The organism is Mycobacteroides sp. H001, from assembly GCF_001440005.1.
Lineage (GTDB): Bacteria > Actinomycetota > Actinomycetes > Mycobacteriales > Mycobacteriaceae > Mycobacterium > Mycobacterium gwanakae.
In genome coordinates this window covers 52,159-77,264 of sequence record NZ_LJYH01000029.1, presented here as the reverse complement: position 1 = coordinate 77,264, position 25,106 = coordinate 52,159, and the positions used below count along the sequence as shown (strand labels likewise).

General features: G+C 64.1%; 22 protein-coding genes and 1 other RNA gene. 10 read left to right on the top strand and 13 right to left on the bottom strand.

Features of this window, described 5'->3' with window-relative positions; genetic code table 11:
* The first annotated feature begins 156 nt into the window (after positions 1 to 156).
* A complete protein-coding gene (locus tag AOT83_RS12570; RefSeq protein ID WP_030096007.1) occupies positions 157 to 900 on the top strand; it encodes an Rv3717 family N-acetylmuramoyl-L-alanine amidase in 744 nt (247 codons plus the stop codon).
* Here the strand turns inward: AOT83_RS12570 and AOT83_RS12565 are convergent.
* Genes AOT83_RS12565 through AOT83_RS12555 form a run of 3 tightly spaced genes read right to left on the bottom strand, consistent with a single transcriptional unit; the run spans position 897 to position 3,421 of the window.
* Complete coding sequence (locus AOT83_RS12565) at positions 897 to 1,343, bottom strand: SRPBCC family protein (protein WP_030096008.1); 447 nt, start codon at positions 1,341 to 1,343, stop codon at positions 897 to 899. The genes AOT83_RS12570 and AOT83_RS12565 overlap by 4 nt on opposite strands.
* A 49-nt stretch (positions 1,344 to 1,392) precedes the next feature.
* Positions 1,393 to 2,214: an enoyl-CoA hydratase/isomerase family protein gene (locus AOT83_RS12560; protein WP_057963550.1), complete on the bottom strand. Its 822-nt coding sequence runs from the start codon at positions 2,212 to 2,214 to the stop codon at positions 1,393 to 1,395.
* A 13-nt stretch (positions 2,215 to 2,227) separates the two neighbouring features.
* Positions 2,228 to 3,421 carry an acyl-CoA dehydrogenase family protein gene (locus AOT83_RS12555; RefSeq protein ID WP_057963549.1) on the bottom strand — a complete coding sequence of 398 codons (1,194 nt, stop codon included), beginning with the start codon at positions 3,419 to 3,421 and terminating at the stop codon, positions 2,228 to 2,230.
* A 91-nt stretch (positions 3,422 to 3,512) separates the two neighbouring features.
* Here AOT83_RS12555 and AOT83_RS12550 point away from each other — a divergent pair, with 91 nt between their 5' ends.
* The 5 genes from AOT83_RS12550 (at position 3,513) to AOT83_RS12530 (ending at position 9,170) form a co-directional block, all read left to right on the top strand.
* Positions 3,513 to 4,184, top strand: coding sequence for a TetR/AcrR family transcriptional regulator (locus tag AOT83_RS12550; protein ID WP_198530407.1), 672 nt, complete (start codon positions 3,513 to 3,515; stop codon positions 4,182 to 4,184).
* The gene (locus AOT83_RS12545) at positions 4,171 to 5,145 is read left to right on the top strand and encodes an aminoglycoside phosphotransferase family protein (protein WP_057963548.1); all 975 of its coding nucleotides are present in this window, start codon (positions 4,171 to 4,173) and stop codon (positions 5,143 to 5,145) included. The genes AOT83_RS12550 and AOT83_RS12545 overlap by 14 nt, the downstream gene beginning before the upstream one ends.
* The gene (locus AOT83_RS12540; protein WP_057963547.1) at positions 5,142 to 6,416 is read left to right on the top strand and encodes an enolase C-terminal domain-like protein; all 1,275 of its coding nucleotides are present in this window, start codon (positions 5,142 to 5,144) and stop codon (positions 6,414 to 6,416) included. The genes AOT83_RS12545 and AOT83_RS12540 overlap by 4 nt, the downstream gene beginning before the upstream one ends.
* A 76-nt stretch (positions 6,417 to 6,492) precedes the next feature.
* The gene (locus AOT83_RS12535; protein WP_057963546.1) at positions 6,493 to 7,863 is read left to right on the top strand and encodes an FAD-binding oxidoreductase; all 1,371 of its coding nucleotides are present in this window, start codon (positions 6,493 to 6,495) and stop codon (positions 7,861 to 7,863) included.
* Positions 7,860 to 9,170, top strand: a complete 1,311-nt coding sequence (locus AOT83_RS12530) for a class I SAM-dependent methyltransferase (protein WP_057963545.1) — start codon at positions 7,860 to 7,862, stop codon at positions 9,168 to 9,170. The genes AOT83_RS12535 and AOT83_RS12530 overlap by 4 nt, the downstream gene beginning before the upstream one ends.
* Here the strand turns inward: AOT83_RS12530 and AOT83_RS12525 are convergent.
* Positions 9,167 to 11,182, bottom strand: a complete 2,016-nt coding sequence (locus AOT83_RS12525; RefSeq protein ID WP_057963582.1) for a DNA polymerase III subunits gamma/tau — start codon at positions 11,180 to 11,182, stop codon at positions 9,167 to 9,169. The genes AOT83_RS12530 and AOT83_RS12525 overlap by 4 nt on opposite strands.
* Before the next feature lie 95 nt (positions 11,183 to 11,277).
* Here AOT83_RS12525 and AOT83_RS12520 point away from each other — a divergent pair, with 95 nt between their 5' ends.
* The gene (locus AOT83_RS12520) at positions 11,278 to 12,003 is read left to right on the top strand and encodes a hypothetical protein (protein ID WP_052399521.1); all 726 of its coding nucleotides are present in this window, start codon (positions 11,278 to 11,280) and stop codon (positions 12,001 to 12,003) included.
* Positions 12,004 to 12,036: 33 nt separating this feature from the next.
* A complete protein-coding gene (locus tag AOT83_RS12515; RefSeq protein WP_057963544.1) occupies positions 12,037 to 12,693 on the top strand; it encodes a hypothetical protein in 657 nt (218 codons plus the stop codon).
* Here the strand turns inward: AOT83_RS12515 and AOT83_RS12510 are convergent.
* Positions 12,690 to 13,973 (bottom strand): aminotransferase class I/II-fold pyridoxal phosphate-dependent enzyme, encoded by a 1,284-nt coding sequence (locus tag AOT83_RS12510; protein ID WP_057963543.1) that lies wholly within the window; start codon positions 13,971 to 13,973, stop codon positions 12,690 to 12,692. The two genes, AOT83_RS12515 and AOT83_RS12510, sit on opposite strands and share 4 nt — an antisense overlap.
* Positions 13,974 to 14,020: 47 nt before the next feature.
* An RNA gene (gene ffs, locus AOT83_RS26845) (signal recognition particle sRNA small type) lies at positions 14,021 to 14,117 on the bottom strand.
* A 124-nt stretch (positions 14,118 to 14,241) separates the two neighbouring features.
* Between ffs and AOT83_RS12505 the strand changes: the two genes are divergently transcribed.
* Positions 14,242 to 14,697, top strand: coding sequence for an acyl-CoA thioesterase (locus AOT83_RS12505; protein WP_030096020.1), 456 nt, complete (start codon positions 14,242 to 14,244; stop codon positions 14,695 to 14,697).
* On the opposite strand, the gene AOT83_RS12500 is transcribed toward AOT83_RS12505, so the two are convergent.
* From AOT83_RS12500 to AOT83_RS12475, 6 genes are read right to left on the bottom strand one after another with little or no spacing between them, the layout of a single operon-like run.
* Positions 14,694 to 15,644: an amidohydrolase family protein gene (locus tag AOT83_RS12500; RefSeq protein WP_078285065.1), complete on the bottom strand. Its 951-nt coding sequence runs from the start codon at positions 15,642 to 15,644 to the stop codon at positions 14,694 to 14,696. The two genes, AOT83_RS12505 and AOT83_RS12500, sit on opposite strands and share 4 nt — an antisense overlap.
* Positions 15,645 to 15,649: 5 nt before the next feature.
* Positions 15,650 to 17,506, bottom strand: a complete 1,857-nt coding sequence (locus tag AOT83_RS12495) for an anthranilate synthase family protein (RefSeq protein WP_057963541.1) — start codon at positions 17,504 to 17,506, stop codon at positions 15,650 to 15,652.
* Positions 17,503 to 18,138: an isochorismatase family protein gene (locus tag AOT83_RS12490; RefSeq protein ID WP_057963540.1), complete on the bottom strand. Its 636-nt coding sequence runs from the start codon at positions 18,136 to 18,138 to the stop codon at positions 17,503 to 17,505. The genes AOT83_RS12495 and AOT83_RS12490 overlap by 4 nt, the downstream gene beginning before the upstream one ends.
* A 3-nt stretch (positions 18,139 to 18,141) precedes the next feature.
* Entirely contained in the window at positions 18,142 to 18,900 is a 759-nt protein-coding gene (locus AOT83_RS12485) for an SDR family NAD(P)-dependent oxidoreductase (protein ID WP_057963539.1), read from the bottom strand.
* Complete coding sequence (locus AOT83_RS12480) at positions 18,894 to 20,075, bottom strand: 3-deoxy-7-phosphoheptulonate synthase (protein ID WP_057963538.1); 1,182 nt, start codon at positions 20,073 to 20,075, stop codon at positions 18,894 to 18,896. The genes AOT83_RS12485 and AOT83_RS12480 overlap by 7 nt, the downstream gene beginning before the upstream one ends.
* A 16-nt stretch (positions 20,076 to 20,091) precedes the next feature.
* Entirely contained in the window at positions 20,092 to 21,717 is a 1,626-nt protein-coding gene (locus AOT83_RS12475; RefSeq protein WP_057963537.1) for a carboxylesterase family protein, read from the bottom strand.
* 314 nt (positions 21,718 to 22,031) lie between these two features.
* Here AOT83_RS12475 and AOT83_RS12470 point away from each other — a divergent pair, with 314 nt between their 5' ends.
* Positions 22,032 to 23,318, top strand: a complete 1,287-nt coding sequence (locus AOT83_RS12470; RefSeq protein WP_030096027.1) for a transposase — start codon at positions 22,032 to 22,034, stop codon at positions 23,316 to 23,318.
* Here AOT83_RS12470 and AOT83_RS12465 read toward each other — a convergent pair.
* Positions 23,214 to 25,001 carry a helix-turn-helix domain-containing protein gene (locus AOT83_RS12465; protein ID WP_057963536.1) on the bottom strand — a complete coding sequence of 596 codons (1,788 nt, stop codon included), beginning with the start codon at positions 24,999 to 25,001 and terminating at the stop codon, positions 23,214 to 23,216. The two genes, AOT83_RS12470 and AOT83_RS12465, sit on opposite strands and share 105 nt — an antisense overlap.
* Positions 25,002 to 25,106: the final 105 nt, after the last annotated feature.

The following is a 25,106-nucleotide window of genomic DNA, read 5'->3' as shown; positions in this document are numbered from 1 at the left end:
GCCGGGCCTCGGCGGGTCGTCAACAAGGGTAGCCGCCGTCCGGGCTACCGTGGCCAGGTGCGAGTGAGTTTCGGACACCAGATGTCGCGTGCCGTGCCGCTCCGTCGCGCCATGGGCCTGGCGGGAACGGCGCTGTTGACGGCGGCATCGGTCACGGTGCTGCCGATCGTGACGCCGGCGGCGCCCATCGCCGCGGCCGCACCCGGCATCGCCGGACGCATCGTCGTGCTGGACCCCGGGCATAACGGGGCCAATGACGGGTCGATCAACAACCAGGTGCCCGACGGTCGGGGCGGCACGAAGAGTTGTCAGACCAGCGGCACCGTTACCGATGGCGGGTACCCGGAGCACACCTTCGCGTGGAACACCGTGCTGCTCATCCGTCAGCAGCTGACCCAGCTCGGCGTGCGCACCGCGATGACCCGTGGCGACGACGACAAGCTCGGTCCGTGCATCGACAAACGCGCGGAGATCGAGAACAGCTTCAACCCCGATGCCGTCGTGAGTATCCACGCCGACGGCGGCCCGGCCGGTGGTCATGGCTTCCATGTCAACTACTCGAATCCGCCGGTAAACGCGGTACAGGGCGAACCGACGCTGCGCTTCGCCAAGACCATGCGTGACAGCCTGCAAGCCGCCGGCCTGACACCGGCGACCTACATCGGCACCGGCGGGCTCTATGGCCGCTCTGACCTGGCGGGCCTCAACCTTGCCCAGCACCCGAAGGTTCTCGTCGAGCTCGGCAACATGAAGAACGCCCAGGACTCGGCGATGATGACGAGCCCCGAGGGCCGCGCCAAATACGCGCAGGCCGTGGTTCAGGGCATCGTGGCATACCTCAGCGGTACCGCACCGGCGCCGGGTGTAGACCCGGCGGCGGCGCCTGCACCCGGCGGTTAGGTCGCCGAACCTTCGACCGTCTTCTTCAGGTTTTCCAGCACTTCGGCCTGAATTTTCTTGAGCCCCAACGGCGCAAAGGTCTTCTCGAAGAATCCCTTGATGCCACCGCCGCCCGTCCACGCCGTCTTGGTGGTGACCGTCGAGCCGGTTCCGGCAGGTGCGACGGTCCAGCTGGTCACCAGTGTGGAGTTGGCATCCTTCTCGATGACGGTGTGCCCGGCGACGCTGACGCTGGACTTGATGTCCCGCACGCGCGACTCGGTGGCCTGAAGCTTCCAGGACGCGACGGTGCCCTCACCCTGACCGCCCTCAAGCACCTGGTAGTCGCGGTAATGGCTGGACAGGATCTGCGGGCGCACATTCTGGTAGTCGGCAACAGCGGCGAGCACTGTCTCTGGCGTCGCGTTGATCAACACCGAACTGGACGCACTGACCTGACCCATGAGTTCTCCCTCGCTACGACTTGGTTCTACTACTGGTTGTAGTCGCAGTCTAAGGGTCGGCCACGAGATCGCCGAGGCGACGTTCACCGTCCACCGTCTGACCGCCCCGTTGCAGAAAGCGCGCGATTCTCTGGGTGCTGTGCTCATCCTTGAATGCGGCGACGATGGCTGCCCGCTCCGCGGCCAACCCCGGCTCCAGGTCGGTGACCAGCGCATCGACCGTGCTCTTGGCACCCGCGATCAGTTCGAGCGGATTGACGGCGATCCGCCGGGCAAGCCGATTCACGAACGGCCACCCCTCATCGGCGTCCAGAGCACGGTTCACCCAGCCGTATCGTTCCGCGAGATCGGCATCGAAATCCTCATGACCCAAAATCACCTCAAGCGCACGCGCCCGACCCAGCCCCTGGAGAAGGTGCTGCGGACCAGATCCCGCCGGGACGATCCCCAGCCCCGTCTCCACCTGATTGAAGATGGCGTGGCCACGGACCGCGAAACGCATGTCCAGGTTGAGGAGGAACTCACTTCCCCCGCCCGCGACCCTGCCCTCAACCAGTGCGATGGAGGCCTGGCGCAGCCCGCGGAACCTGCCGACCAACCGCTGGAAGGATTCGACCGAATCGGCAGTACGGGCCGAATCCGATTGCAGAATCTCGACATTCAGGTGTGCGATGAAGAAGTCGGGATTGGCGCTGCCGAACAGCACCACCGTCACGTCGTCGCGATCGGCGAGCCAACGAGCCAGCCGTGACAGGCTCGACATGAGTGGCCCGTCCAGCAGATTGAGCGGACCGTTGTCGATCAGGACAGTCAGGACACGATCGTCGCGCGCACACCGCAACCCGTTGAGTTCGGGCACCTGCGTATTCACGAGCCAGTGCTCATCAGAACGCGACAGATCCCGGCGGCAGTCCCAATTCCACCCGGCCGAACAGCTCGTAGGCCGAATCCGTGTCGTAGACAACGTGTGTGGACAAGGTGTTCACATCGCGCAAGTGGCGCTGTAACGGCGAGTCCTCGTATTGCGCGGAGGCACCGCATGCCTCGACCGCCTCGGCGATGGCCTGTTTGCAGACTTCGACAACGTAGGCACAGTTGCGGCGCACAGCCACCCGATCCTCGGTGGCCAGCCCCTCGCCGGAGCGCAGCTTATCCTCCACATCTCGCACCGTCTGCAACAGCAGGGTGCGTGCCGACTCGGCCTGCGCCGCAACATGTCCCATGCGCCGGTGCGCGGTGGCCAGCTTAGACTGCTCCTGCATCGAGTACCGCATCACCCGGGTCTTGATCTTCTCGGTGAACAGCTCCACCGTCCCCAGCGCCATCCCTACCGCCGGCGCGGCCGCGACATTGGAGAGGGCGCAGAACAGGGGTATCCGATAGATGGCAGACCCGTGCAGTTCCGCCGAGGGTGACTGCCCGCGCGCCAGCGGACCGAACTCCTGCACCCGATGCTCGGGGACGAAGACGTCGCTGACGGCAATGTCCATGCTCCCGGTACCCCGCAGACCGGAGGTATACCAGGTGTCGATGACCTCCAGATCGTTCCTGGGAATCATGAAGGTGCGCAGATCCGGATACTTGGGCGGCTCGTCATGCTGCACCACCGCGGCAACCGATGCCCACGACGAATGCCAGACACCACTGCCGAATTGCCAACGCCCGCTTATCTTATAGCCGCCCTCGACGGGAGTGGCGATACCCGATGGCGACCAGCTGCCCGGAAACAGCAACGGAGACCCCGGCGGAACCGAGCCGAACATCTCGTCCTGCAGCTCCTCGGGAAACAACCCGGCGAGCCAGTTGTGGATTCCGTAGATACAGAAGGTCCAGGCGGTCGATCCGCAGACCTTGCCCACCTCGATGACCGCGCTCACCAAGGTCTCCAGACTGGCCTCGTCGCCCCCATAGCGGCGCGGCGCCATCAGGCTGAACAGACCCGACTGGGACAGCTCGGCAATGGTCTCGTCAGGCATCCGGCGCAGGCGCTCGGCCTCGAGGGCCCGTGCCGCGATAGCGGGTGCGAGGTCACGCGCACGCTGAACGGCATCGGCCTGCACTGCTGTCGAACTCGTCATCAAAACCTCGCAACCTGCGCAATCATTAGCGAATGACACGCGATCGGACTGAAACTGAATCTAGATTCAGATTTAATGTAGCCTTGGCGGGGTGGTGATGTCTAGCGATTCAGCGATCCGGCCCGTGGCCGCCGAGCAGCCCTCGACACAACGTGGCCGCAGCACGCGCCGCGCCCTGATGGATGCGGCACGTGAGGTCATCTCCCGGGTCGGGTACTCCGAGGCGCGGGTCATCGACATCACCACCGAGGCAGGGAAATCCGTCGGGGTTTTCTACAATTACTTCACCGACAAGGCCGAGCTTCTCCGCACCATGGTCGATGAGTTCCGCGATGAGGCGTACACCCGCGGCGACACCGTCGAGACGGGCGATCGCGCACCATATGACGTGATCCGGGACATCGTCACGGTGTACTGGACCACCTATCGCGACCATGCCCCTGTGCTCTCCGGGGTATTCCAGGCCGCGCAGATAGACCCGACATTCGTCGAGTACTGGCGCGACCTGCGCGCCCCGGCACGCACGATGATCGCCGACAACATTCGGCGACTGCAGAAACACGAGTACTCCCCGGGGATGGATCCCGATATCACCGCATCGGCGATCGGGGCGATGATGGACTACTTTTGTTACGTCTGGCTGGTAGAGGGTGGGGAGACCGGACGCAGCTCGGTCACCGACGAGGAGGCCATCGACACACTCGCCCGCATCTGGTTCAACGCGCTGTGGTGGAAATCCGAAGGTGCGCATGGCACCACCTGACTGGGTGGTCGAGCTTCTCTCGCACGCCGGACTTGTGTCTGTGGAGGCACAACCATTGACCGGAGGGGTGTCCTCCGACGTGTGGCGTGTTCGGCTGAGTTCGGGCGAATCAGTGGTGGTCAAGCGGGCCATCGAGCGGCTTCGGGTGCAGGCTCACTGGGTAGCACCGTTGCAGCGCAACATCTTTGAGGCGCGTTATCTCCGACGCGTGGCGACGATCGTTCCGTCTTTTACGCCCCGGGTTGTCCTGGCCGTCGAAGATCTGCACGCGTTCGCGATGACAGATCTGGGGCCCATTGCCTCCTGGCGCGAAGATCTTGCGAACGGGCGTATCGATCCGGAGGTGGGCAGGGAACTCGGCGTACGCCTCGTTGCCGTGCATGCGCATACGGCCGGGGACGCCACGGTGGCAAGAGAATTCGCATCCGGTGACCTGTTCGAGGCGTTACGAATCGAGCCGTATCTGCGCTACCCGGCAGAGCGCCTGCCGGATAACGCCGATGCCCTTTCCCAACTGGCCGATGACCTCGCCGGTACGCACATCGCACTGGTGCATGGAGATGTGAGCCCGAAGAACGTGATCGTCACCGCGGATGGACCGGTGCTGACCGATGCCGAATGTGCCTGGTACGGAGACCCCGCCTTCGATCTCGCGTTCTGCCTTAATCATCTGCTGCTCAAGCGGATATGGAAACCGGAGTACCGCGAATTGTTGCAGGAGACGAGTCGCCGGCTCTGCACCGCGTACCTGGCGGGCGTCTCCTGGGAATCGCCGGATACGGTGGCCGCCCGGACCGCGCGCCTCCTACCCGCGTTGGCTCTCGCTCGCATCGACGGACGATCGCCCGTGGATTACTTGTCCGCCTCTCAACGCGATTCACTGCGCGCCCGCGCAGGGCAGGCCTTGCATGAATCGGCCACCGATCCGCTGGCCGTCACACAACAGTTAGAGGGAACATGACCGGAACACACATCAGTGGTGTGCACGCTCGACGCGTATGGGATTCACGCGGGCGGCCGACCGTCGAGGCGGAGCTGCTGCTGGGCGATGGCAGCATCGGGCGGGCGATCGCTCCCGCGGGTGCGTCCCGGGGCAGCGGCGAGGCCGCCGATCTACGGGACGGCGGCAGCCCTTTCGCCGGTTACGACGTGACCGCTGCGGTGGCAGCCGCCCGCGCTCTGACCGAGCATCTGGTCGGCATCGACGCCACCGACCAGAAGGCCGTCGACACGGCGCTCACCGCGGCTGACGGGTCGGACGCGTTCGCGCTAATCGGCGGTAACACGTCGGTGGCCATGTCGATGGCGGCCGCACACGCCGCAGCCGCATCGCACGGTATTCCGTTGTGGCGCTATCTCATCGGTGATCGAACGGCCGCCATGCCGCTGCCGGAGATTCAGGTGATCGGCGGGGGCGCCCATGCCGCGCGTCGCACCGATGTTCAAGATTTCATGGTGGTGCCCGCGGCAGCCGACAGCATCGAACAGGGCCTCAACTGGGTCGCCGAAATCCATCGCGCATGCGGGGCTTTGCTTTCCGAGCGAGGCCGGCTCGCCGGGGTGGCAGATGAGGGTGGATGGTGGCCGGTGGTGGACTCCAACGAGGACGCACTGGAACTGCTGGTCGCCTCCATCGAGCGGGCCGGATTGCAGCCGGGAGCCCAGGTCACGATCGCGTTGGACATCGCGTCGAGCGAATTCGGCAGCGGCGGCCGCTACCGTCTCGGGCTCGACGGCACCGAGCTCGACTCCGATGCGTGGGCAGAGGTTCTGATCGGGTGGATAGATAAGTATCCGATCGCTTCCATCGAGGATCCGCTCGCCGAGGACGATCCCGCTGCCCTGGCGGAGTTCACCCAGACAGTGGGACACCGCGTCCTGGTAGTCGGTGACGATTTCACCGTCACCAATGCCGAGCGGGTGCGCCGAGCAACCGAGGCCGGAGCGTGTACCGGATTACTGGTGAAGCCCAACCAGGCCGGCACACTCAGCGCCGCCAAGTCGGCGCACGACACCGCTCACGACTGCGGATGGGACACCATCGTGTCTGCGCGATCGGGTGAGAGCGAGGATGTCACCATTGCGCACCTGGCGGTCGGGTGGGGTGCCGAGCAACTCAAGGTCGGCTCCATCACCAGATCCGAACGCACCGCGAAATGGAACGAGCTGCTCCGCATCGACGAACAGCTTGGCGGAGCACCGATTCGGCTAGGACGATTGACCCTGGATTAGTTTCCGACAGTCACGCTTGGCATCCGAATCACGTTCTCGGGTGCGCCACGCGCAGAACCGGGCTAGCGTAGGAATTGTGCCTATCTCGTCAGGATCGGCGCACGCCGAGGGAGTAAACCGGCTACTACGGAGTTACCGGGCCATTCCCACGACGGCGACCGTGCGTTTGGCTAAGCCCACCTCAAATCTGTTCCGCGCAAGGGCAAAGTCGACTACACCGGGCCTGGATACCTCGGGCCTCACCGGTGTCATCAGTGTGGACACCGTCAATCGCACGGCCGACGTGGCCGGCATGTGTACCTATGAGGACCTGGTCGCGGCCACCCTTTCCCACGGACTCGCACCGCTGGTAGTGCCACAGCTCAAGACCATCACACTGGGTGGCGCGGTCACCGGGCTCGGAATCGAATCCGCGTCCTTCCGCAACGGGCTTCCGCACGAGTCGGTTCTCGACATGGACATCCTCACCGGCGCGGGCGAAATCGTCACCGCATCGGCGCACGAACACGCAGATCTCTATCGAGGCTTCCCCAACTCGTACGGCACGCTGGGCTACTCGGTGCGGCTACGCATCGAGCTCGAACCCGTCGGACGGTTTGTTGCCCTGCGGCACATCCGATTCCATAGCCTCGATGAACTCGTGGCAGCGATGGAGTCGATCGTGGATTCGGCGACCTTCCAGGGCGAACGAGTGGACTATCTGGACGGTGTGGTGTTCACCGACGAGGAGTCCTACGTGTGTCTGGGCACCCAGACGGATGCGCCCGGCCCGGTGAGCGATTACACGGGACAACAGATCTACTATCGCTCGATCCAGCATGCGGACGGCACCGGTCACGATCGGCTGAGCATCCACGACTACCTATGGCGTTGGGACACCGACTGGTTCTGGTGTTCCCGCGCGTTCGGCGCGCAAAATCCACGCATCCGCAGGCTGTGGCCGCGAAAGTATCGGCGCAGCAGCGTCTACTGGAAGATGATCGGCCTTGATCAGCGTTACAACATCGCCGACCGCATCGAGAAGTTCAACGGGCGCCCAGCCCGGGAACGCGTCGTCCAGGACGTCGAGGTACCGATCGGTCACACCGCGGAATTTCTGCGATGGTTCCTCGACGAAGTACCCATTGAACCGGTATGGCTGTGTCCGTTGCGTTTACGCGACAACGCAGGATGGCCGCTGTATCCGATACGCTCGGGCCAGACGTACGTCAACATCGGCTTCTGGTCCTCGGTGCCCGCAGGCGCCGTCGATGGAGCCACCAACCGGCGGATCGAGCACAAGGTCAGCGAACTGGGTGGACACAAATCGCTGTACTCCGAATCCTTCTATCCGCGTGAAGAGTTCGAGGCTCTGTATGGCGGCGAGCACTATCGGACGTTGAAGAAGATGTACGACCCCGATAACCGATTGCTGGATCTCTATGCGAAGGCGGTACGGCGACAATGACGACGACTCAGGCCAAGAACGACCGGGGCGAGAACGGCAAGCTCTCGCTGGCCGAGATTCTCGAAATCATGGCGGCCGGAGACCTGCCGCTGCGCTTCAGCGCCTACGACGGCAGCAAGGCCGGACCGGAGAATGCCGAACTGGGGCTCGATCTACTGACGCCGCGCGGCACAACGTATTTGGCGACGGCGCCGGGTGACCTGGGGCTGGCGCGGGCGTATGTTTCCGGCGATATCGAAATGCAGGGCGTGCACCCGGGCGACCCTTATGAACTGTTGAAGGCCATGGCCGACAGACTGGATTTCAAGCGACCGCCCGCGCGCGTGCTGGCCAACATCGTCAGGTCGATCGGTTTCGAACATCTGCGGCCCATCGCACCGCCGCCGCAGGAGGCACTGCCCCGTTGGCGGCGGGTCGTCGAGGGATTCCGGCACAGCAAGACCCGCGATTCCGAGGCCATCCATCATCACTACGACGTCTCGAACGCGTTCTACGAGTGGGTACTCGGCCCGTCCATGACCTACACGTGTGCCTGCTATCCGAACGCTGAGGCCACGCTGGAAGAGGCACAAGAGAACAAGTACCGGCTGGTTTTCGAGAAGCTGGCGCTCAAACCCGGAGACCGGTTGCTCGACGTGGGTTGCGGCTGGGGATCGATGGTCCGGTACGCCGCACGGCGCGGCGTACGCGCCACCGGTGTCACCTTATCGGCCGAGCAGGCCGCCTGGGCACAGAAAGCCCTTGCCGACGAAGGCCTTTCGGATCTAGCGGAGGTCCGCCATGCGGACTATCGCGATACCACAGAAAGAGAGTTCGACGCGGTCTCGTCGATCGGGCTGACCGAGCACATCGGCATCGCGAACTATCCCGCCTACTTCCGGTTTCTGCAGTCGCGACTGAAGACCGGCGGCCTGCTGCTCAACCATTGCATTACCCGGCCGGACAATCGAACCTCGGCCGTCGCAGGATATTTCATCGACCGCTACGTCTTCCCCGACGGGGAGTTGACTGGGTCGGGGAAAATCATCACCGAGATCCAGAACGTTGGCCTGGAGGTGCTGCACGAGGAGAATCTGCGTCACCATTACGCACTGACCCTCAAGGAGTGGTGCGCCAATCTCGTCGAACACTGGGATGAGGCAGTCGACGAGGTAGGCGAGGCCACCGCGAAGGTGTGGGGCCTGTACATGGCCGGTTCACGACTGGGCTTCGAGCGCAATGTCGTTCAGCTACACCAGGTACTGGCCACTAAACTTGATGCGCGCGGCGGGTCCTCGCTGGCGCTGCGCCCGTGGTGGCAGCCCTAGCTGGGGTCAATCTTGCGAGCGCCCAGCTCGTTCTGAAGTAGTTCCAGCGCAACCTCTTCGGGATCGCGTCGCGGACCCGCCTCGCCCTGCCCGGCCTCGGCGAGCATCTGCTCCTCCTCGTCCTCCGGGGACGTGGGTTCCGGTTCAGGTTCGGGTGCCGGCTCGGGCTCGGGCGTCGGGCGGCTGGGCCGGGTCACGACCCGCGGTGGGGCCTTGTTGACTTTCGGCGCCTGGGCGGGGGCGCCGGCGTCCGCACTGCCCGCCTCGCAACGGATCTCCCAGTCCACCCCGAGCGCATCCTTCAACGCTTCCCGGATGACCTCGGCATTGCGCGACTCGGTGATGCGCTTGGCCAATGGTGGCGAATCATGGGACAGCACCAGGGTCTTGCCCTCGATGGCACGCACGGTGGCACCGGAGAGCATGACCTCGGTGGTCCGGCTGCGGTCCCTGACCTTGGATCGGATCTCGGCCCAGGCGTTGCGCACGGCAGTGGTGTCAAGGGCCCCCGGCTGACGCGGCTCGGGGGCAGGTTCCGGTTCTGGCGCTGGAACTGGCTCTGGTTCCGGTTCCGGTTCCGGTTCCGGTTCTGGTTCCGGAACGGGCGGTGAGGGCGGCTCCGGGGCCGGCTCGGGCGCCGGAGCAGGTGCCGGGGTTGGCTCAGGCTCTGGCGCTGGAACTGGGTCCGGTTGCGGGGTGGGTTCCGGAGCCGGAGCGGGTGTAGGCGGCGGAGTCGGCGCGGGAGGCTCGGGCGCCGGGGCCGGCGGTGCGGTTGTTTCGGCGGCCGGGGCGGCGGGGGCCTGGGACTTGCGGACAAAGCGCGGCGACGCGCCTGCCCCACCGGCCTCGGGCACCGACATGTCCAGACGCTTCTCGATGCGCTCGACACGTTGCAGCACAGCAGATTCCGCGTCTGTGGCCGAGGGCAGCAGCAGTCGGGCGCACACCACTTCCAGCAGCAGCCGAGGTGCCGTCGCGCCCCGCATCTCCCCGAGCCCGGCGTGCAGCACCTCGGCGTATCGGGTCAAGGTCGCGGGCCCGATGCGCTCGGCCTGCTCGCGCATCCGCTCCAGCACGTCCTGTGGCGCATCGACCACACCGCGCTCCACTGCATCCGGAACCGCTTGCAGAACAATAAGATCGCGGAAACGCTCGAGCAGGTCGGTGCCGAATCGGCGCGGGTCGTGTCCGGCATCCATCACGCCTTCGATGGCTCCGAACACCGCCGCGCCGTCACCGGCCGCGAGCGCGTCCACCGCATCGTCGATCAGTGCGATATCGGTGACGCCCAGCAGTGCGAGAGCCCGCTGGTAGGTCACGCGTTCCTCGTCCGCACCGGCGAGCAACTGGTCCAGTACCGACAGGGTGTCTCGAGGGGATCCGGCACCGGCGCGGATCACCAGCGGGTACACCGGATCGTCGACGGCGACGTTCTCCTGCGCACAGATGGCCTCGACAAGCGTCCGCATCGTCTTGGGCGCCAGCAGGCGGAACGGATAGTGATGGGTGCGCGACCGGATGGTCGGCAGCACCTTCTCCGGCTCGGTGGTGGCGAAAACGAAGATCAGATGTTCGGGTGGCTCCTCCACAATCTTGAGCAGCGCGTTGAAACCCGCGGTGGTGACCATGTGCGCTTCATCGATGATGAAGATGCGGTAGCGCGACTGCGCGGGTGCGTAAAAGGCCCGATCACGCAGCTCACGGGTGTCGTCCACACCACCGTGGCTGGCGGCGTCCAGTTCGATGACATCGACGTTGCCCGATCCGTTGGGCGCCAGCGCCACGCACGAATCACAGACCCCGCACGGCGTCGAGGTGGGCCCCTGCACGCAGTTGAGCGAGCGGGCCAGGATGCGGGCCGAGGACGTCTTACCGCAGCCACGGGGCCCCGAGAACAGATAGGCGTGGTTGATGCGGCCCGCGTCCAGCGCGGTGGTCAACGGTCCGGTGACGTGCTCCTGGCCGATGACTTCGGCGAAGGTCGCCGGGCGATACTTGCGGTACAGGGCCACGGAGAGCAAGGGTACCGGCGACCGCAGACGACCTTGGCGGGCCACCTGACGAACAAACGGCCACATTGGGTGATCTTGTTCGCTAAAGTCCGCGCATGAGGACACGTCGCGTTGATATGAACACTGTGTTGGCGGTTGGCGCGAGTGTCATCGCACTCGCATTCACCTCCGCTTGTTCCAAGGAATCGCCGAGTGAGTCACCGGCGCCGTCGTCGAGTACCCAGAAGGCCGACGAACCGACCGTGAAGTTGCCCGAGGGCCCGGCGACCGCACTTTTGCTGACCCGGGAGGACTTCCCCGCCGGCAATGGGACGTTCACCATCGAAGACAAGCTCAAACTCGACAAGGACAAGGCGGACAAGTCCAAGCCGGAGAAGGTCAACCCGCCCGGGTGCTACGAGTTCATCTCCGAGGGAGACGGCGACTACGACAGGGCGCGCGCCAAGTACGACTCGGACACCGTGATGGCGGAGAGCAGTGTCGGGCTCGGTATCAAGCAGTCCTTCGACGACCTCGCGAAGCGCGCCCAGGAATGCGCATCCGTCCAGATGGAGGGTGACGGGGTGGCGATGAAGGCGCATGTCTCCATCTCCGATTTGCCCGGTGCATCCGCGGAGACCAAGTTGGTCAAGGTCGGCGGTCTTCTCGGACCTGAGGGCGACCAGATCGGCGTCGAGTCGCACATCGCGATCGCGCATCCCCGGGGCACGACCGTCCGCATTGAGGTCGACCGATTCATCGAGCCGTGGACTCCCGAACAGGACGCACTGGTGTTGGATCTACTCAACAAGCAGATCGCCAAGGTGCAAAAGGCGCCCTAGGCGAATCCGCACATGACGGATGGGGGAAGTCCCGTGGCTCGCACGCTGTCCATCAGCGCGATATCCGCCGCACTGATCCTCGTATCGGCGTGCACCAGCGTCGTCTCGGGTGAACCGAAGTCGGACGGTTCACCCGGGCTGCCCAAGGGTGATCCCGCCAAACTCCTGCTGCCCCGCCAGGACTTCCCCGAGGGCTCGGGCACCTATGAGGTGCTTGAGCGCCCGGGTGATGACGGCCCGACGGTCAGCCCATCCGAGTGCAACATGTTCGTCAACCACGACACGGTCGCCTTCGATCAGGCCGCCGCACAGTACGAGGACGGGTCTCTTCGTGTGGACGTCGTGGTTGGCAAAGGGATTGCCGATTCGTTCCAGACCATCCAGGAGAAGGCGGGGCGGTGTGGGTCCGTCACGCTTGACCTCGACGGGATCGGCGGGACCGGCAGCGTCAAGACGGAGAAGGTCTCGGGAGCGAGCGTGGACGCGATCGCAGCCGTCTTCACCGGCGGCCTGGGCATGGACGGTGAACAGACTGTCGAGATCAACGTCAAGACGCTCACCGCACATCCGCGCGGCACCACGGTGACCGTCAAGGTCCTTCACGCCATGGAGCCCTGGACCAGTGACAACGACAAGCTGGCGCTGACGCTGCTCAACAAACAGATCGACAAGGTGCAGCAGGCGCCCTAGTTGGCACGCTCCAGCAGCTTCTCGGTTGCCGCCAGCAGCGCGCACGTCGCCAGACCATCGACGGCGGCGCCGACGGTCTCCAGCGGCGGGAACGACGGTGCCAGACGAATGTTCCTGTCATTCGGGTCATTTCGGTACGGGAACGTGGCGCCCGCCTCGGTGAGCGCGATCCCGGCCTCCTTGGCCAGGGCCACCGTGCGTTTGGCGGTGCCGTCCAGCACGTCGAGGCTGATGAAGTATCCGCCCTTGGGCTCACTCCACGATGCGATCTTGCTCTCGCTCAATCGGTCGTCCAGGATCTCAAGCGCCAGCTCGAATTTGGGCGCGAGGATCTGCTGATGTTTCTGCATGTGCAGCTTGACGCCCTCGGCATCGCCGAAGAAGCGCAGGTGCCGCAGCTGATTCACCTTGTCGGGCCCGATGCTGCGCTTACCGGCGTGCTGCAGGTACCACGCGATGTTGGCCAGTGATCCGCCCATGAAACTGACGCCGGCTCCGGCGAAGGTGATCTTCGAGGTGGACGCAAAGATCAACGGGCGGTTGGGATGTCCGGCGGTCTCGGCGAGCCCCAGCAAGTCCACATTCCGGACGAAATCATGCGTCAGGGTGTGTACCGCGTAGGCGTTATCCCAGAACAGCCGGAAATCCGGTGCCGCCGTATTCATCTGGGCCAGCCGGCGAACGACCTCCCACGAGTAGACGGTTCCGGTGGGGTTCGAGAAGACGGGAACGCTCCACATGCCCTTGATGGTCGGGTCGGAGGCGACGAGCTCCTCGATGAGGTCCACGTCGGGGCCGTCCTCGCGCAGCGGTACCGGAATCATCTCGATGCCGAAGGATTCGGTGATTGCGAAATGACGGTCGTATCCGGGCGCCGGGCACAGGAACTTTAGTGACGGCTCCTCAACCCACGGCCGGGGTGAGTCGACGGTTCCGTGCAGCAGCGCGTACATGATCACGTCGTGCATGAGGGAAAGGCTGGCGTTGTTGGCCGCGATCAGGTTGGGCGCGGGAACACTGAGTAGCTCACCGAAGATCGCACGCAGCTCCGGAAGGCCGTTACCGCCGCCGTAGTTGCGCGTATCGGTGCCATTGCCGTCGAGGTAGTCGCCGTCACCAGGCAGCGCCAGCAGGCCGTTCGACAGATCCAGCTGCTCGGGTGCCGGCTTGCCACGAGTGAGGTCCAGCGAGAGCCCCTTGGCCTTGAGCTGGCTGTAGTTCTCCTGCTGCAACCGATGCTGAGCTGCGAGTTCGTCGGGTCCGAGCGACAAGAATGACACGGCTTTCCCCTATTCGCCCTGCGGGGCATCTGGAGGTCGCAATCTTCGGAAAGGGGACCCCGCGCACCCGACAGAGCCCGTTGACCCTTGCTGCCTTCCAGCCCTGGGGGAGTTCACAGGATAGACGCCGCGCGGGGTCCAGCGATCAGTCTAGTGGGTGGGCCATACCGCCCCCAACCGTGGTGGGTGTTACCTTCCGATATCGTGAAATCGGATTGAGGCAATACCGTCTGTGCCCTCGAATTCTCTTAGGAAAGGACCAGCGGGAATGGCTGAAATTCCAACTCTTGCAGAGTTTCCGCTGCATTCACACGACAAGCTGCGTTATGCCGATACGGACCGGCAAGGACACATCAACAATTCCGTTTTCTCCACCTTGCTGGAAACCGGGCGAGTCGAGTTTCTACACGACAGCACAAGACGAATCCTGGAGCCAAACAGGGCGTTTGTTATCGCACGTTTGGAGATCGATTTCCTGGGCGAGATGCTATGGCCAGGCCAAGTAACTATCGGCACAGCGGTGGATTCCGTCGGGCGCAGTTCACTCAAACTCCGCCAAGCCATCTTTCAGGAAAACCGGTGTGTCGCGAGAGCCCTCTCTGTCATTGTTTTGATGGATGAAAGCTCGCGCCTCTCGACACCATTCTCCGAGGATGTTCGGTCACGCCTTTCCGAGTCGGCATCGAATAGCGCACCGCAACCGCACTCCGATACAAACGCCTAATCGCCGACCAGCCCCAGCAGCTCAGCTCCATTGCGATCCAGGATCAGCGACGCTTCTTCGGCCGACAGACCCTCCTGGATGTAGGTCGCGGAACTGACGTACCGGGGGCCTCCCTGGTACGGGAAATCCGATCCGAATACCAACCGGTCGGCGCCGAGCGATGCGACAGCGGCCCGCAGCGCGGGAGTGTGGTCATGCCCCACCGTGTCGAACCACAGCCGCCGGGCGGCATCCTTGGGTGCTTCCGGACAATGTGTCGCTTCCCATTCGGTCACCTGACGGTTCGCGCGCTCCAGCACCATCGGTAAGGCCCCGCCCAGATGACACGTCACGATCTTCATATCCGGATAACGCGACGGGATGCCCGCGACGATGAGGTGCATGATGGCGATCGTGTCCTCGATCGGCGCCCCGATCGACCAGGTGAGCGAGTGATCGGTGATCAAAGACGAGTCCGCACCGCACCCTGCTGGATGCACGAAAAGTATTGCGCCCCTGCTATTCAGTTCCTCGTACAGCGGATCGAATAGCGGATCGGCTATCGACCGGCCAAGTACCGAGGTCGTGATCGACGCGCCGTACATGCCCAGATCGTCGATCGCACGGCTCAGCTCCTCCAACGCCGCCGGGATGTGGGGTAGCGGCAGTGACGCCAGCGCGCGGAACCGTCCCGGATACTCACTGGCGAGCTTCGCGTACTCGTCGTTGACGAACCGGGCACTCTCGACGGCGGCCGTCTCGTCCTCGAAATGAGGCGATGCCGGTGTAGCCGAGAGGATCTGCAGGTCGACACCCGCTTCATCCATCAGCGCGAAACGTCCATCCAAATCGGTACGCGTCGCCCCGGCACCCAGGCCCCGATGGACATCGGTACCGGCCCTCCCATACTCGTCGAGCAACGACAGATAGTCGTCAGACCACAGGTGAGCGTGAATGTCTATGCGCACGCTCGTCATGCTAGTACCGGAACACCCGTCGCCAGCGGCGTGAGCAGCTCACCGAAGATTCCCACGCCATCGCGAGTGAGGATGGACTCGGCGTGGAACTGGATGGATGCAAACCGCTTGGCGCGCACAGCATGCACCTCGCCTGTCACGGCATCGGCACTGATCTGCACCCGTCCTGCGGGCGTATCGACCCACTCGCCGCTCGTCACCGCGGCGAAGGTGTTGTAGAACCCGACATGTCGCTCGGTTCCGAACAAATCGATCTGCCGCTGCACACCCTGATTGGGCTGCTCTCGACGACGAACGGGCAGGCCCAACTGCCGGCAGAGCACCTGATGACTCAGGCAGATCGATAGGAACGGAATACGCTGAGTCAGTGCGGTCTTCGTCAAGGCGGTCAGTGTCGCGATCTTCGGAACATCGATTGCCGTCGGATCGCCCGGGCCGGGGCCGAGCACCAGGATGTCATGTGCGCCGGGTTGGATATCCTCGTCAAATCGGCGGATATCCACGCGTAAACCCAAGGCCCGCAACTGCAATCCGATCATCGAGGTGAACGTGTCCTCGGCGTCGACCACCAGCGCGGTGCGGCCCACCAGACTCGCGGCGTTCTCTCCCGATCCGTGTCCCAGCCAGAATGTCCCGATACCGGTGTTGCGGCTAGCCAGCGCCTCCGTAACTCGGGGATGGCTGCGAAGTTCCCGGCGTGTCGTCAGAGCGGAGAGCAATCCGGCCGCCTTGCTGCGGGTTTCAGCGGCCTCGCTCGCGGGATTGGAATGCCGAACGATGGTGGCGCCGGTGCCGGCGGTAAGCGCACCATCCGGTGCGATCTCCGCGGTGCGGATCAAGATGGCCGAATCCAATTGCCGCACACCGGCGGTGTCTGTGCTGACCAATGCGGCAACGCCGCTGTAGTACCGGCGGCCCTTGGGTTCATACCGTTGAATGACACGGCACGCGTTCTCCAGTGGGCTTCCCGTCACCGTCGGCGCGAACATCGTCTCGGCCAGAATCTCACGCGGATCTCGATCAGTAACACCGGAAATCAGATACTCGGTGTGCGCGAGCCGCGCCATTTCCTTCAGGTATGGTCCCTGCACCTGCCCACCGTCCGGGCAGATTCGGGCCATCATCTTCAGCTCTTCATCGACCACCATGTAGAGCTCGTCGGATTCCTTGGTGTCGGCGAGGAACTCCATGACCGCATCCAGGTTCGGGCCGTTGGCACCGTATCGATATGTTCCGCTGATCGGATTCATCACGGCCAACGAATCCTGCACACTGATATGGCGTTCGGGGGTCGCGCCGATGAATACCTGCTCGCCGGTACTCACCAGGAACGTCCAGTACGCGCCCTTCTCCCGTTCCAGCAGTCTCCGAAAGAGCGTCAGCGCGGTGTTGATCGAATAGTCGTGCAACTGGACCAACAGGTTCCGCTTGAGCACGAAGTTGGCGCCCGCCCCCTGGCCGATCTCCTCGGCGATGATTCCCGAGGCCAGACGCGCGTACTCCTCGTCGTCGATGTCGAAATCGCTGTGGCCCACCACTACCGGATATTCGGGAATTCGGTCCAATACCTCCGACAACGGCGCCGACTCCTGCTGCTCGACGGCAAGCGCCAGTAGTGGAGCACCGTCATCGGGCGCTACAAATCCGCGCTCGGCAATCTGCCGGTACGGCACCAAGGCCAGCAGGTCATGCCCACTGTGCCCGTCGCGCAACGGAAGGTCGGCGATCCGCTCGACGGACGTCACCGTGCCGGTGACGACGTCGACGGCGTCGGGTGCGCCGGATTCCGGGCGGTACAGCAAGGCGAATGGCCCGGTTGCTCCCGCCAATACACGTCCCAGTAGATCGCTCATGTCAGCACCTCGTCCGTGACGGTCAGCACGGCGCACCGTCGTGCCGCGTATTCCAAAGCCATCCAGTGTGATTCGTCATCGAAATCGGCGATCGCGTCGGCAACCAGGAAGGTCTCGATATCGTTGGTGAACGCGTCCACCGCCGTCATCAACACACCCACATGTGCGTAGACGCCGCAGATCACCAACTGGTCACGTCCCGCTGCGTGCATCCGTTCCAACAGCGCCGAACGGTGGAAGGCGCTGTAGCGCCACTTGGTGAAGACCCAGTCACCCGCGTCGGGTGCGATCGGATCGACGATCTGACGGTGCTCTTCGTCCACACGCATCCCGGGGCCCCAGAAGTCCTTGAGCAAGCCACGCTGCTCCTGGGTCATGCTGCCAGGCTGAGCGGTGTAGGCGATCGGGATGCCCGCGGCCACCGACCTGTCGCGGATGGCCGCCACATTGCTCACCAGTTGATCACGCAACGACACAGGCAGCGGCGCCAGGAAATAGCGCTGCATGTCGTGAATGAGCAATACGGCGCGTGCGGGGTCGATCTGCCATGTCGCCGTGTTGGCAGGCAGTAGATCCACGGTCGGCAGGTCGTACTCGGCGATGATCGGGATGCCGCGGGTGGCAGTGGTCATTGGTCAAACCCCTAACGTCGCGCCGCCATCGACCACCAGCGTGTGCATGGTGATGTGGGCGGCTTGGTCGGAAGAAAGAAAGGCCACAGCGTCGGCGATGTGTTGTGGTTGTGCGATGCGCCCCAGGGGAATCCCCGGCTTGAAGTCGTCCAGGCTGCCGGCAACCAATCCGGAGTCCGAGGAATCACCCAGCATGGCGCGCAGCATGGGAGTGTCCGTCGAGCCGGGTGCCACTACGTTGCATCGGATTCCGTGCTCGGCGAGTTCCAGCCCAAGGCTCTTGGTGAAGGCGTTGGCCGCAGCCTTGGATGCGGCGTATGCCGTCATCCCCTTGCGGGCCACCAGGGCGGCATTGGAGGCGATCGTCACGATCGACCCTGCGCGGCGCGGGATCATGTATCGAGCCACCTCACGGCTCAGAACAAAGGGAGCGCGCACGTTGACGTCGAAGGTCCGTGCCCAGTCGGCATCGGAGAACTCCACCGCTGCACCTGTTCTCAGCACTCCAGCACCATTCACCAATGAGGTGATCGGTCCGATCCGAGACTCGATGTCCGATACCCCGACGGCCACCGCGGTGTCGTCGGTGATGTCCAGCACCTGTCCGATGATGTCCAACCCCTCGTCGGCGGCATACTCGACGAGCTGTTTGATGGCGACCTCATCGATATCCACCGCGACAACCCGCTCGTCCCGACGAGCCAAGGTAGTCACCACCCGAGATCCGACTCCCCCGCCTGCGCCGGTGACCACCGCTACCATGCCGACACCACTTCGGTGGCCTGCGCGGTATTGAGGCGCGGATCGCACAGCGTCGAATACCGCTGACCTACCTCGTGATTCTGCGAGCCGTCGAGGACGCACTCGACCACGTCGTCAGGTGTGGCTTCCAGGTGCAACCCACCCGCGTGCACACCCGCCTCGGCAAGCACCTCGCGGAAGCCGCGGACCTCATCGATGGCCGTCTGGACATGCCTCGTCTTGTACCCGGACTCGGTGGACACGGTATTGGCGTGCAGCGGATCGCACAGCCAGATAACGGGGTGTCCGGATTCACGGACCGCGGCAACCAATTCCGGCAGTTTGTCGCGCACAGCCGACGCACCCAACCGGGCGATCAGCGTCAACCGCCCACTCTCGTGCTCCGGATCCAGCTTGTCGCACAGCGCGAGGAGATCCTCGGTCGTCATCGACGGCCCCACCTTGCATGCCACAGGATTGGCGATGCGCGAGAACAATTCGACATGCGGACCGTCCAGATGCCGGGTCCGGTCACCGATCCAGGGCCAGTGCGTGGACGTGAGCACCATGCGGTTCTCGCCGTCGCGGCGCAGCTGCGGAGCCTCGTAATCCAGCAGCAGCGCCTCGTGGGACGTCCACACCGGCGGCTCGATGACCGAGAGCGAGGACGGCACCCGCCAGCCCAGATGACCCATCACCCGGTTCGCGGCCCAATAGCCGGCGAGCATCCGATCCGGATTGGCGCGCCGATGCACCGGATGAGGTTGCGGACCATTGACGAGATGTCCGCGGAAAGAGGGAAGTTCGACACCGTCGATCGTCTCGGTGGGCTTGGACCTCGGCTTGGCGTATTGGCCGCCGATGCGTCCGACCCGCAGCACCGGCCGGTGAGTCTTCATCCGCATCGTGCCGGCGAGTACGTTGAGCAGTGCCACCTTGCGGGCCACGTGCGCATTGGTCGACTCCTGCGGATCCTCCGCGCAATCGCCCGCCTGAATGATGGTGGCGCGGCCCTGAGCGACGGTGCTCAGCAGCGTGCGCAGGGTCCTGATCTCGTCGGCCCCGATCAATGCGGGCAGCTCGCTGAGTTCGGCACGCACACGTTCCAGGTGTGCATGGTTCTCCCAGACCGGTTGTTGTACCGCACGTCCCGTGTCGAGCAGCAGTGATGGCGCAGTCATTCCCGTGATCTCCATTCGATTGATTTCTGATTCACTTGCCCCACTGGACTGCGTCAAGAACGCCCAGCTGTGTGGTCTTGGTAGGGGTGGCAATTGTTCCGGCACCGTCCCGCAGCACGAGCTGCCGCAAGTCCTGGCCAACCGGATCCCATTGCGGAAGGCGCGGACTGGCCGGTGCGCGGCCATGTACGAACTCCGCGACCAGATCCATGAAAGCGGCAGAGGTTTCCCGCTCCTTCGGCCCGTCGCCGAACTTGGCCACATTGGAAGGGTGCGCGTAGGTGCCGAAGAGGAAAGGTGACGTCGATTCGTGCGGTACGCCGAAGTATGGGGGCTTCACCGGGTGTGCGTACTCCATCAGATACAGCGGCGCACGCCGCTCGATCGTCGCGCGGCGGGTGAAGGCAAGGATGCCGTGCCGGATCAGCGCATCGCCCCACAGTTCGGTCCACAACGACAGCGGATCGTTTGGCCGACCATCTTGTCGTGCCGAATCTGCATAGACGGCAACAGCATCGGCAACGGTCGCATCGGATAACGGCGATACGCCCTGCTCGAGGATGTCGCGGAAGGCAGCGTGCAGTGACGCCGCATCCGTCGGCTGCGGTTGCGGGTCGGGCGCGTTGGGGCCGGTGAAGAATGACCCCTCCGTGCTGGTGTAGATGGAGATGGTGGGGATGTCCGGTATCGGTTGATTGACGTCGAAGGCGGGAAGCAACACCGGATCCAGAACCGGGCCGCGATACTGCCGACCGCTCTTGACCACGCGCTGCGACCTCGGCAAGGCGAACTGCCCCACCCACCAGTCGCGGATTCTGTCGGCCGGGACCTCTTTGAGGTTCTTGACCGAAACCCCCTGCGCCGCGGCCAGGGCGTCGAATACCGCCGTCGCATCGTCGGGCGTCAAGCTCAGATACGGGCTCCAGACATGAGCCTGGCTGACGCTGATCATTCGGCGTAGCAGCGGCCTGGTCTGCGGGTGCAGGGCCAATTGCCAGGTGCTGGCACCGCCTGCCGAGGTGCCGACGAGCGTAATGTTGGCCGGGTCGCCGCCAAAAGCCTTGGCATTCTCACCAACCCACCGCAGCAGTGCGATCTGGTCTTGCAGACCCCAGTTGGTGTGCAGTCCGGTGTCAGGATCTTCGAGCGCGGGATGACCGCAGAAGCCGAAGGCACCCAGCCGGTAGTTGAAGTTGACGACGACAGCTCCGGCGCGTTCGGCGAGTGCCGCCCCGTCGTAGACCGGGAGACTGCCCGCTCCCCGGGACCAGCCGCCACCGTGGATATAGACGATCACCGGCAGCTTGGCTCCCGCGTCCACCGTGGGCGTCCAGACATTGGTATACAGCGCGTCTTCCTGGCGCACCGGGTCACCGCCGGCCGGCTGGATGAAGTCAGAGCCGAACCGTGTGGTGTTCAAAGTATTTCGCCACGGAACCGCCGGGCGCGGGGAACGAAATCGATTCTCCCCGGTCGGCGGCTGCGCATAGGGAATGCCGCGAAAGACGTGAACCTTTCCGGCCGTCCCCCCGCGGATCGCACCACCGGTGACCGAAACTTGCGGATCCGCCGCACTGGCCTGCGAGCCGCAGCCCGCAAGTGCCGCCGCCCCAGCCAACGCAAATGTCGTGCCTAGCAACGCCCGCCGGGTAATCACCTCTCTATCTTCGAGATGGGGCGTCGCGCACCAAACAATCGCGAATTCAATTCGTCAGTTCGGAGACAATCCGTCAAGTTGACCCCCCAAGCACCCCATTGCGCCACCTAGTGACTCAGGATGCGGCTAATCATTCGCTGGTCACGGGGTTGTTCACATATCTGTCATCACCTATTCGTCCACCGCGTTGGGTGTAGCGGGCCACACGCGTAGTCCGTCACTTTGTGTGGTGCCAATACCTGTTCCCAGGGCCGCATCTCGCCCATTCTGAGGTCGACATCGATCACCCGCTAATTCATTGAGGTGCTCCAGACATGACATCTGCGACCAAGGTGCAGGCCGCACCCGAACTGTTCGACACACGTCCTCGTGTTTCTCCGGTCGACGCCATGGCGTCGGTGGCAGCGCACGTGTGCCCCGACGTGCTGCGATCACTGCCACGGTGCGACCAGCGGGCCAAGGGTGAGGACTATGTGACCGGTCTGCTGAAGGTCCGTGGCCGCAAGTCCGCGCGGAACATGGCCGCCACCATGGGCCAGTCCATGGGGCGCGAGGTGAGTGAGCAGAACCTGCATCACTTCGTCAACAGCTCCACGTGGGACTGGTGGTCGGTCCGTCGAGATCTGACGAGCTACCTCACCAGCGCCTATCACCCCGCCGCCTGGGTGGTCACGCCGATGCTGATTCCCAAGGCCGGAGTGCACTCGGTGGGAGTGGACCGCCGCTACTGCCCCCGCGCCGGGCGCGCGGTCAACGGTCAGCTGGCACTCAGCGTGTGGCTGGCGGCCGACGGCTTCGCGGTGCCCGTCAGCTGGCGTTTGCATCTCTCGCAGCCCTGGCTGGAATCGGCCACCAAGAAGTCCAAGACCTCGATACCCGAGGACTACCCGCTGGAATCGGTCAGCGGATGCGCACTCACGGCTTTCCAGGAGTTCCTCAAGGTAGCCCGGCCGTCGAATGCCCCGGTGGTCTTCGACCTGCTGGGCGCCAACAGCGCAGATCTGACCCAGCTGTTCGGCAGCTTGACCCACCAGGTCGCGACCTCACGTGTATCGGGTGACCTGCAACTGCAGATTGTCGACCCGGCGTTCGTCGGCTATCAGGGCCGGGTACTTCCGGCAGCACAAATCGTGCAGGCCACCAAGGGCTCGCGACGCACCGAACAGTACGTCTACCAGGGGCGCCGCCACCTGATCAGCATCGCGAAGGTTCAGCTGGCCGACCCGTCCGCTGCCCGTTCACGGACACCGTTGACTCTCGTCGGCATGACGCCGCTGGATCATTCGCGGGCTCGCACCGAACTCTGGCTGACCAACGACCCCGAGTTCTCCACCTCGTCTCAGGCGCACCAGGTGGCGCTGGCCGATCACGTGCAGCAGGGATACCTGCACCTGGCGAACCGCATGGGCATGCAGGACTTCGCGGGGCGCTCGTTCACCGGATGGCACCGTCACGCCACCCTCGTGTCGATCGCCGCGACGGTGGGATGCCTGGTGTCACCCGGTCTGGCGAGTGAGCAGCGAACCACGAACTTTCCACAGCTTGATGGCGAGCTGCGTGTCCAGGAGGCGCTCGGCATCCTGCCAACCGTCACCCAGTAATTCGTTCACCCGGTCCAGCCGGCGCACCACCGTGTTGGGATGTGTGTGCAGGATCTTGGCGGCGCGGGTGGGGCTGGCACCGACCGTGAAATACACATCGAGCGTCTGGAGTAGGTCGGTATCACGCTCGTCGTCATAGTCGATGACGGGACCGACCATCGATCTGACGAATCCCTCCACGTCTTGGTGGCGCGACAACAGCACCCCCAGGAATCCGAGTTCGTTTGCGGCAGCCGCTGTTCCGAGTGCACCCAGCGCACTCATGGCGTCCATACAGCGCAGCGCGTCCTGATAGGTCTCCTCGATGGACTCGACACGGTCCGAGGGCCCCGCCGAGGACACCGTGACCGGCATGCGCAGGTGCGTGGTGGTCTCGTCCCATACCGCCTGTGCGGTCCGGCCCGGGTCAGATCCAGGAACGAGCAGCACCACCACCTCGTCCTGGGTGGCACGTAGTCCACCCACCCGAGAGGCGAACGACGCCGACCACAGTGCTGCGCGGTCTAGTCCACCACGTTCGGGTCGAACAATCACCACAATATGCGGCTGGTTGAGATCCAAAGACAAACGGCGGGCGTAGGTTTGAACCAATCGATTGTCGCGCTGACGCGAATCCAGTACATCGTGGAGCAGGTCGTCACGCAACTGGGAGACCGACAATGACATCCGATTATCGCCGGACATGACCACTGCGGCCGTGGTGGCCAGATCCTGGAGCTTCAGCGGGTACACCGAGACCGGCGTGTCGTCCAGACTGGCCACCGACAGCTCGCCGTGGTAGTCATCGCCCACTGTGAGCGCGGTCGTCACATAGTCTTCGGGGTCGGATTCCCATTTGTACGAGGCGATCTCGGCGCTGTCATGTCCGGTCACCCGCATCGCGACTCCCAAACGTTCCGCCGCCGCAAGGACAAAGCTGTCCATGCCACCTGGGCCGGCTCCGGCGTCCAGAAGCTTGGTCCGCAGCTCGATGCGCTGCTCCAACTCACAGATTTGCGCGGTATTGCTGGAGAATTCGTCGGCGCGCGCCAGCGCGATACCCGCGAACGAGCAGAGACTCACGAAGAGGGACCGCTCGGCGGCGGTAAAGCTGCGCACCGTCCGTGAGCCGACATAGAGGTTCCCGAAGTGCTGACCCTCATGCTCCATCGGCATGATCATCAGGCTGTGCACTCCTTCGGAGCGCATGGCGGCGTCGCCGTCGCTGGCCCGGCTGAACCGGGTGTCGGACGAGTAATCCGCGGTCCACACCGGACCGTGGCCGGGCCGGTACTGACTCACCAGTCCGATGTCGTCGCCGATCGGGAAGTACAGGCTTCGATTGATCGCCGTGGTAGACCCATCGACGTAGCGGACATGGTGTCGCACCTCGGGTCCGGAGTCATCGCGCACCGAGATGAACGCGAAGTCGGCGTCGAGCATGATCCGCGCCCGCTTCACCAGAGTGGTCGAGGCCTCGTCGATATCGTGGCATCCGAGCAACTCGATGGCCACGCCGACCAGGTTGGACAGCCGGGCCTCACGTTGATTCTGTGTCTCAATGAGCCCGTAGATGCGTTCGGCGTATCCACGGGCACGGTGTAAATCCGCAGCACTCCATGGTGGCGAGGATTCCCGGGCGATCTCCCTGAGCCGTGCTTCGAAGACATCGGGCGCGGTTCCCGATGCCAACAACCGCAGCACAGCTAACGCGGTGGGACCTCCTTCGCGTGCCCCACTCACCTGTATGTCAGTCAATACCAACTACCCGTCTGCCGTGTGTGCGTGGCAACGGTAAGGGCGGGGTAG

What these genes read in the sequence shown, in the direction of transcription:
- AOT83_RS12485 (WP_057963539.1), bottom strand. Translation starts at nt 18,900, where the DNA reads ATGGTAGCGGTGGTCACCGGCGCAGGCGGGGGAGTCGGATCTCGGGTG.
- AOT83_RS12505 (WP_030096020.1), top strand. Translation starts at nt 14,242, where the DNA reads ATGGCTGAAATTCCAACTCTTGCAGAGTTTCCGCTGCATTCACACGAC.
- AOT83_RS12520 (WP_052399521.1), top strand. Translation starts at nt 11,278, where the DNA reads ATGAGGACACGTCGCGTTGATATGAACACTGTGTTGGCGGTTGGCGCG.
- AOT83_RS12480 (WP_057963538.1), bottom strand. Translation starts at nt 20,075, where the DNA reads ATGGAGATCACGGGAATGACTGCGCCATCACTGCTGCTCGACACGGGA.
- AOT83_RS12540 (WP_057963547.1), top strand. Translation starts at nt 5,142, where the DNA reads ATGACCGGAACACACATCAGTGGTGTGCACGCTCGACGCGTATGGGAT.
- AOT83_RS12555 (WP_057963549.1), bottom strand. Translation starts at nt 3,421, where the DNA reads ATGACGAGTTCGACAGCAGTGCAGGCCGATGCCGTTCAGCGTGCGCGT.
- AOT83_RS12530 (WP_057963545.1), top strand. Translation starts at nt 7,860, where the DNA reads ATGACGACGACTCAGGCCAAGAACGACCGGGGCGAGAACGGCAAGCTC.
- AOT83_RS12545 (WP_057963548.1), top strand. Translation starts at nt 4,171, where the DNA reads ATGGCACCACCTGACTGGGTGGTCGAGCTTCTCTCGCACGCCGGACTT.
- AOT83_RS12565 (WP_030096008.1), bottom strand. Translation starts at nt 1,343, where the DNA reads ATGGGTCAGGTCAGTGCGTCCAGTTCGGTGTTGATCAACGCGACGCCA.
- AOT83_RS12470 (WP_030096027.1), top strand. Translation starts at nt 22,032, where the DNA reads ATGACATCTGCGACCAAGGTGCAGGCCGCACCCGAACTGTTCGACACA.
- AOT83_RS12495 (WP_057963541.1), bottom strand. Translation starts at nt 17,506, where the DNA reads ATGAGCGATCTACTGGGACGTGTATTGGCGGGAGCAACCGGGCCATTC.
- AOT83_RS12490 (WP_057963540.1), bottom strand. Translation starts at nt 18,138, where the DNA reads ATGACCACTGCCACCCGCGGCATCCCGATCATCGCCGAGTACGACCTG.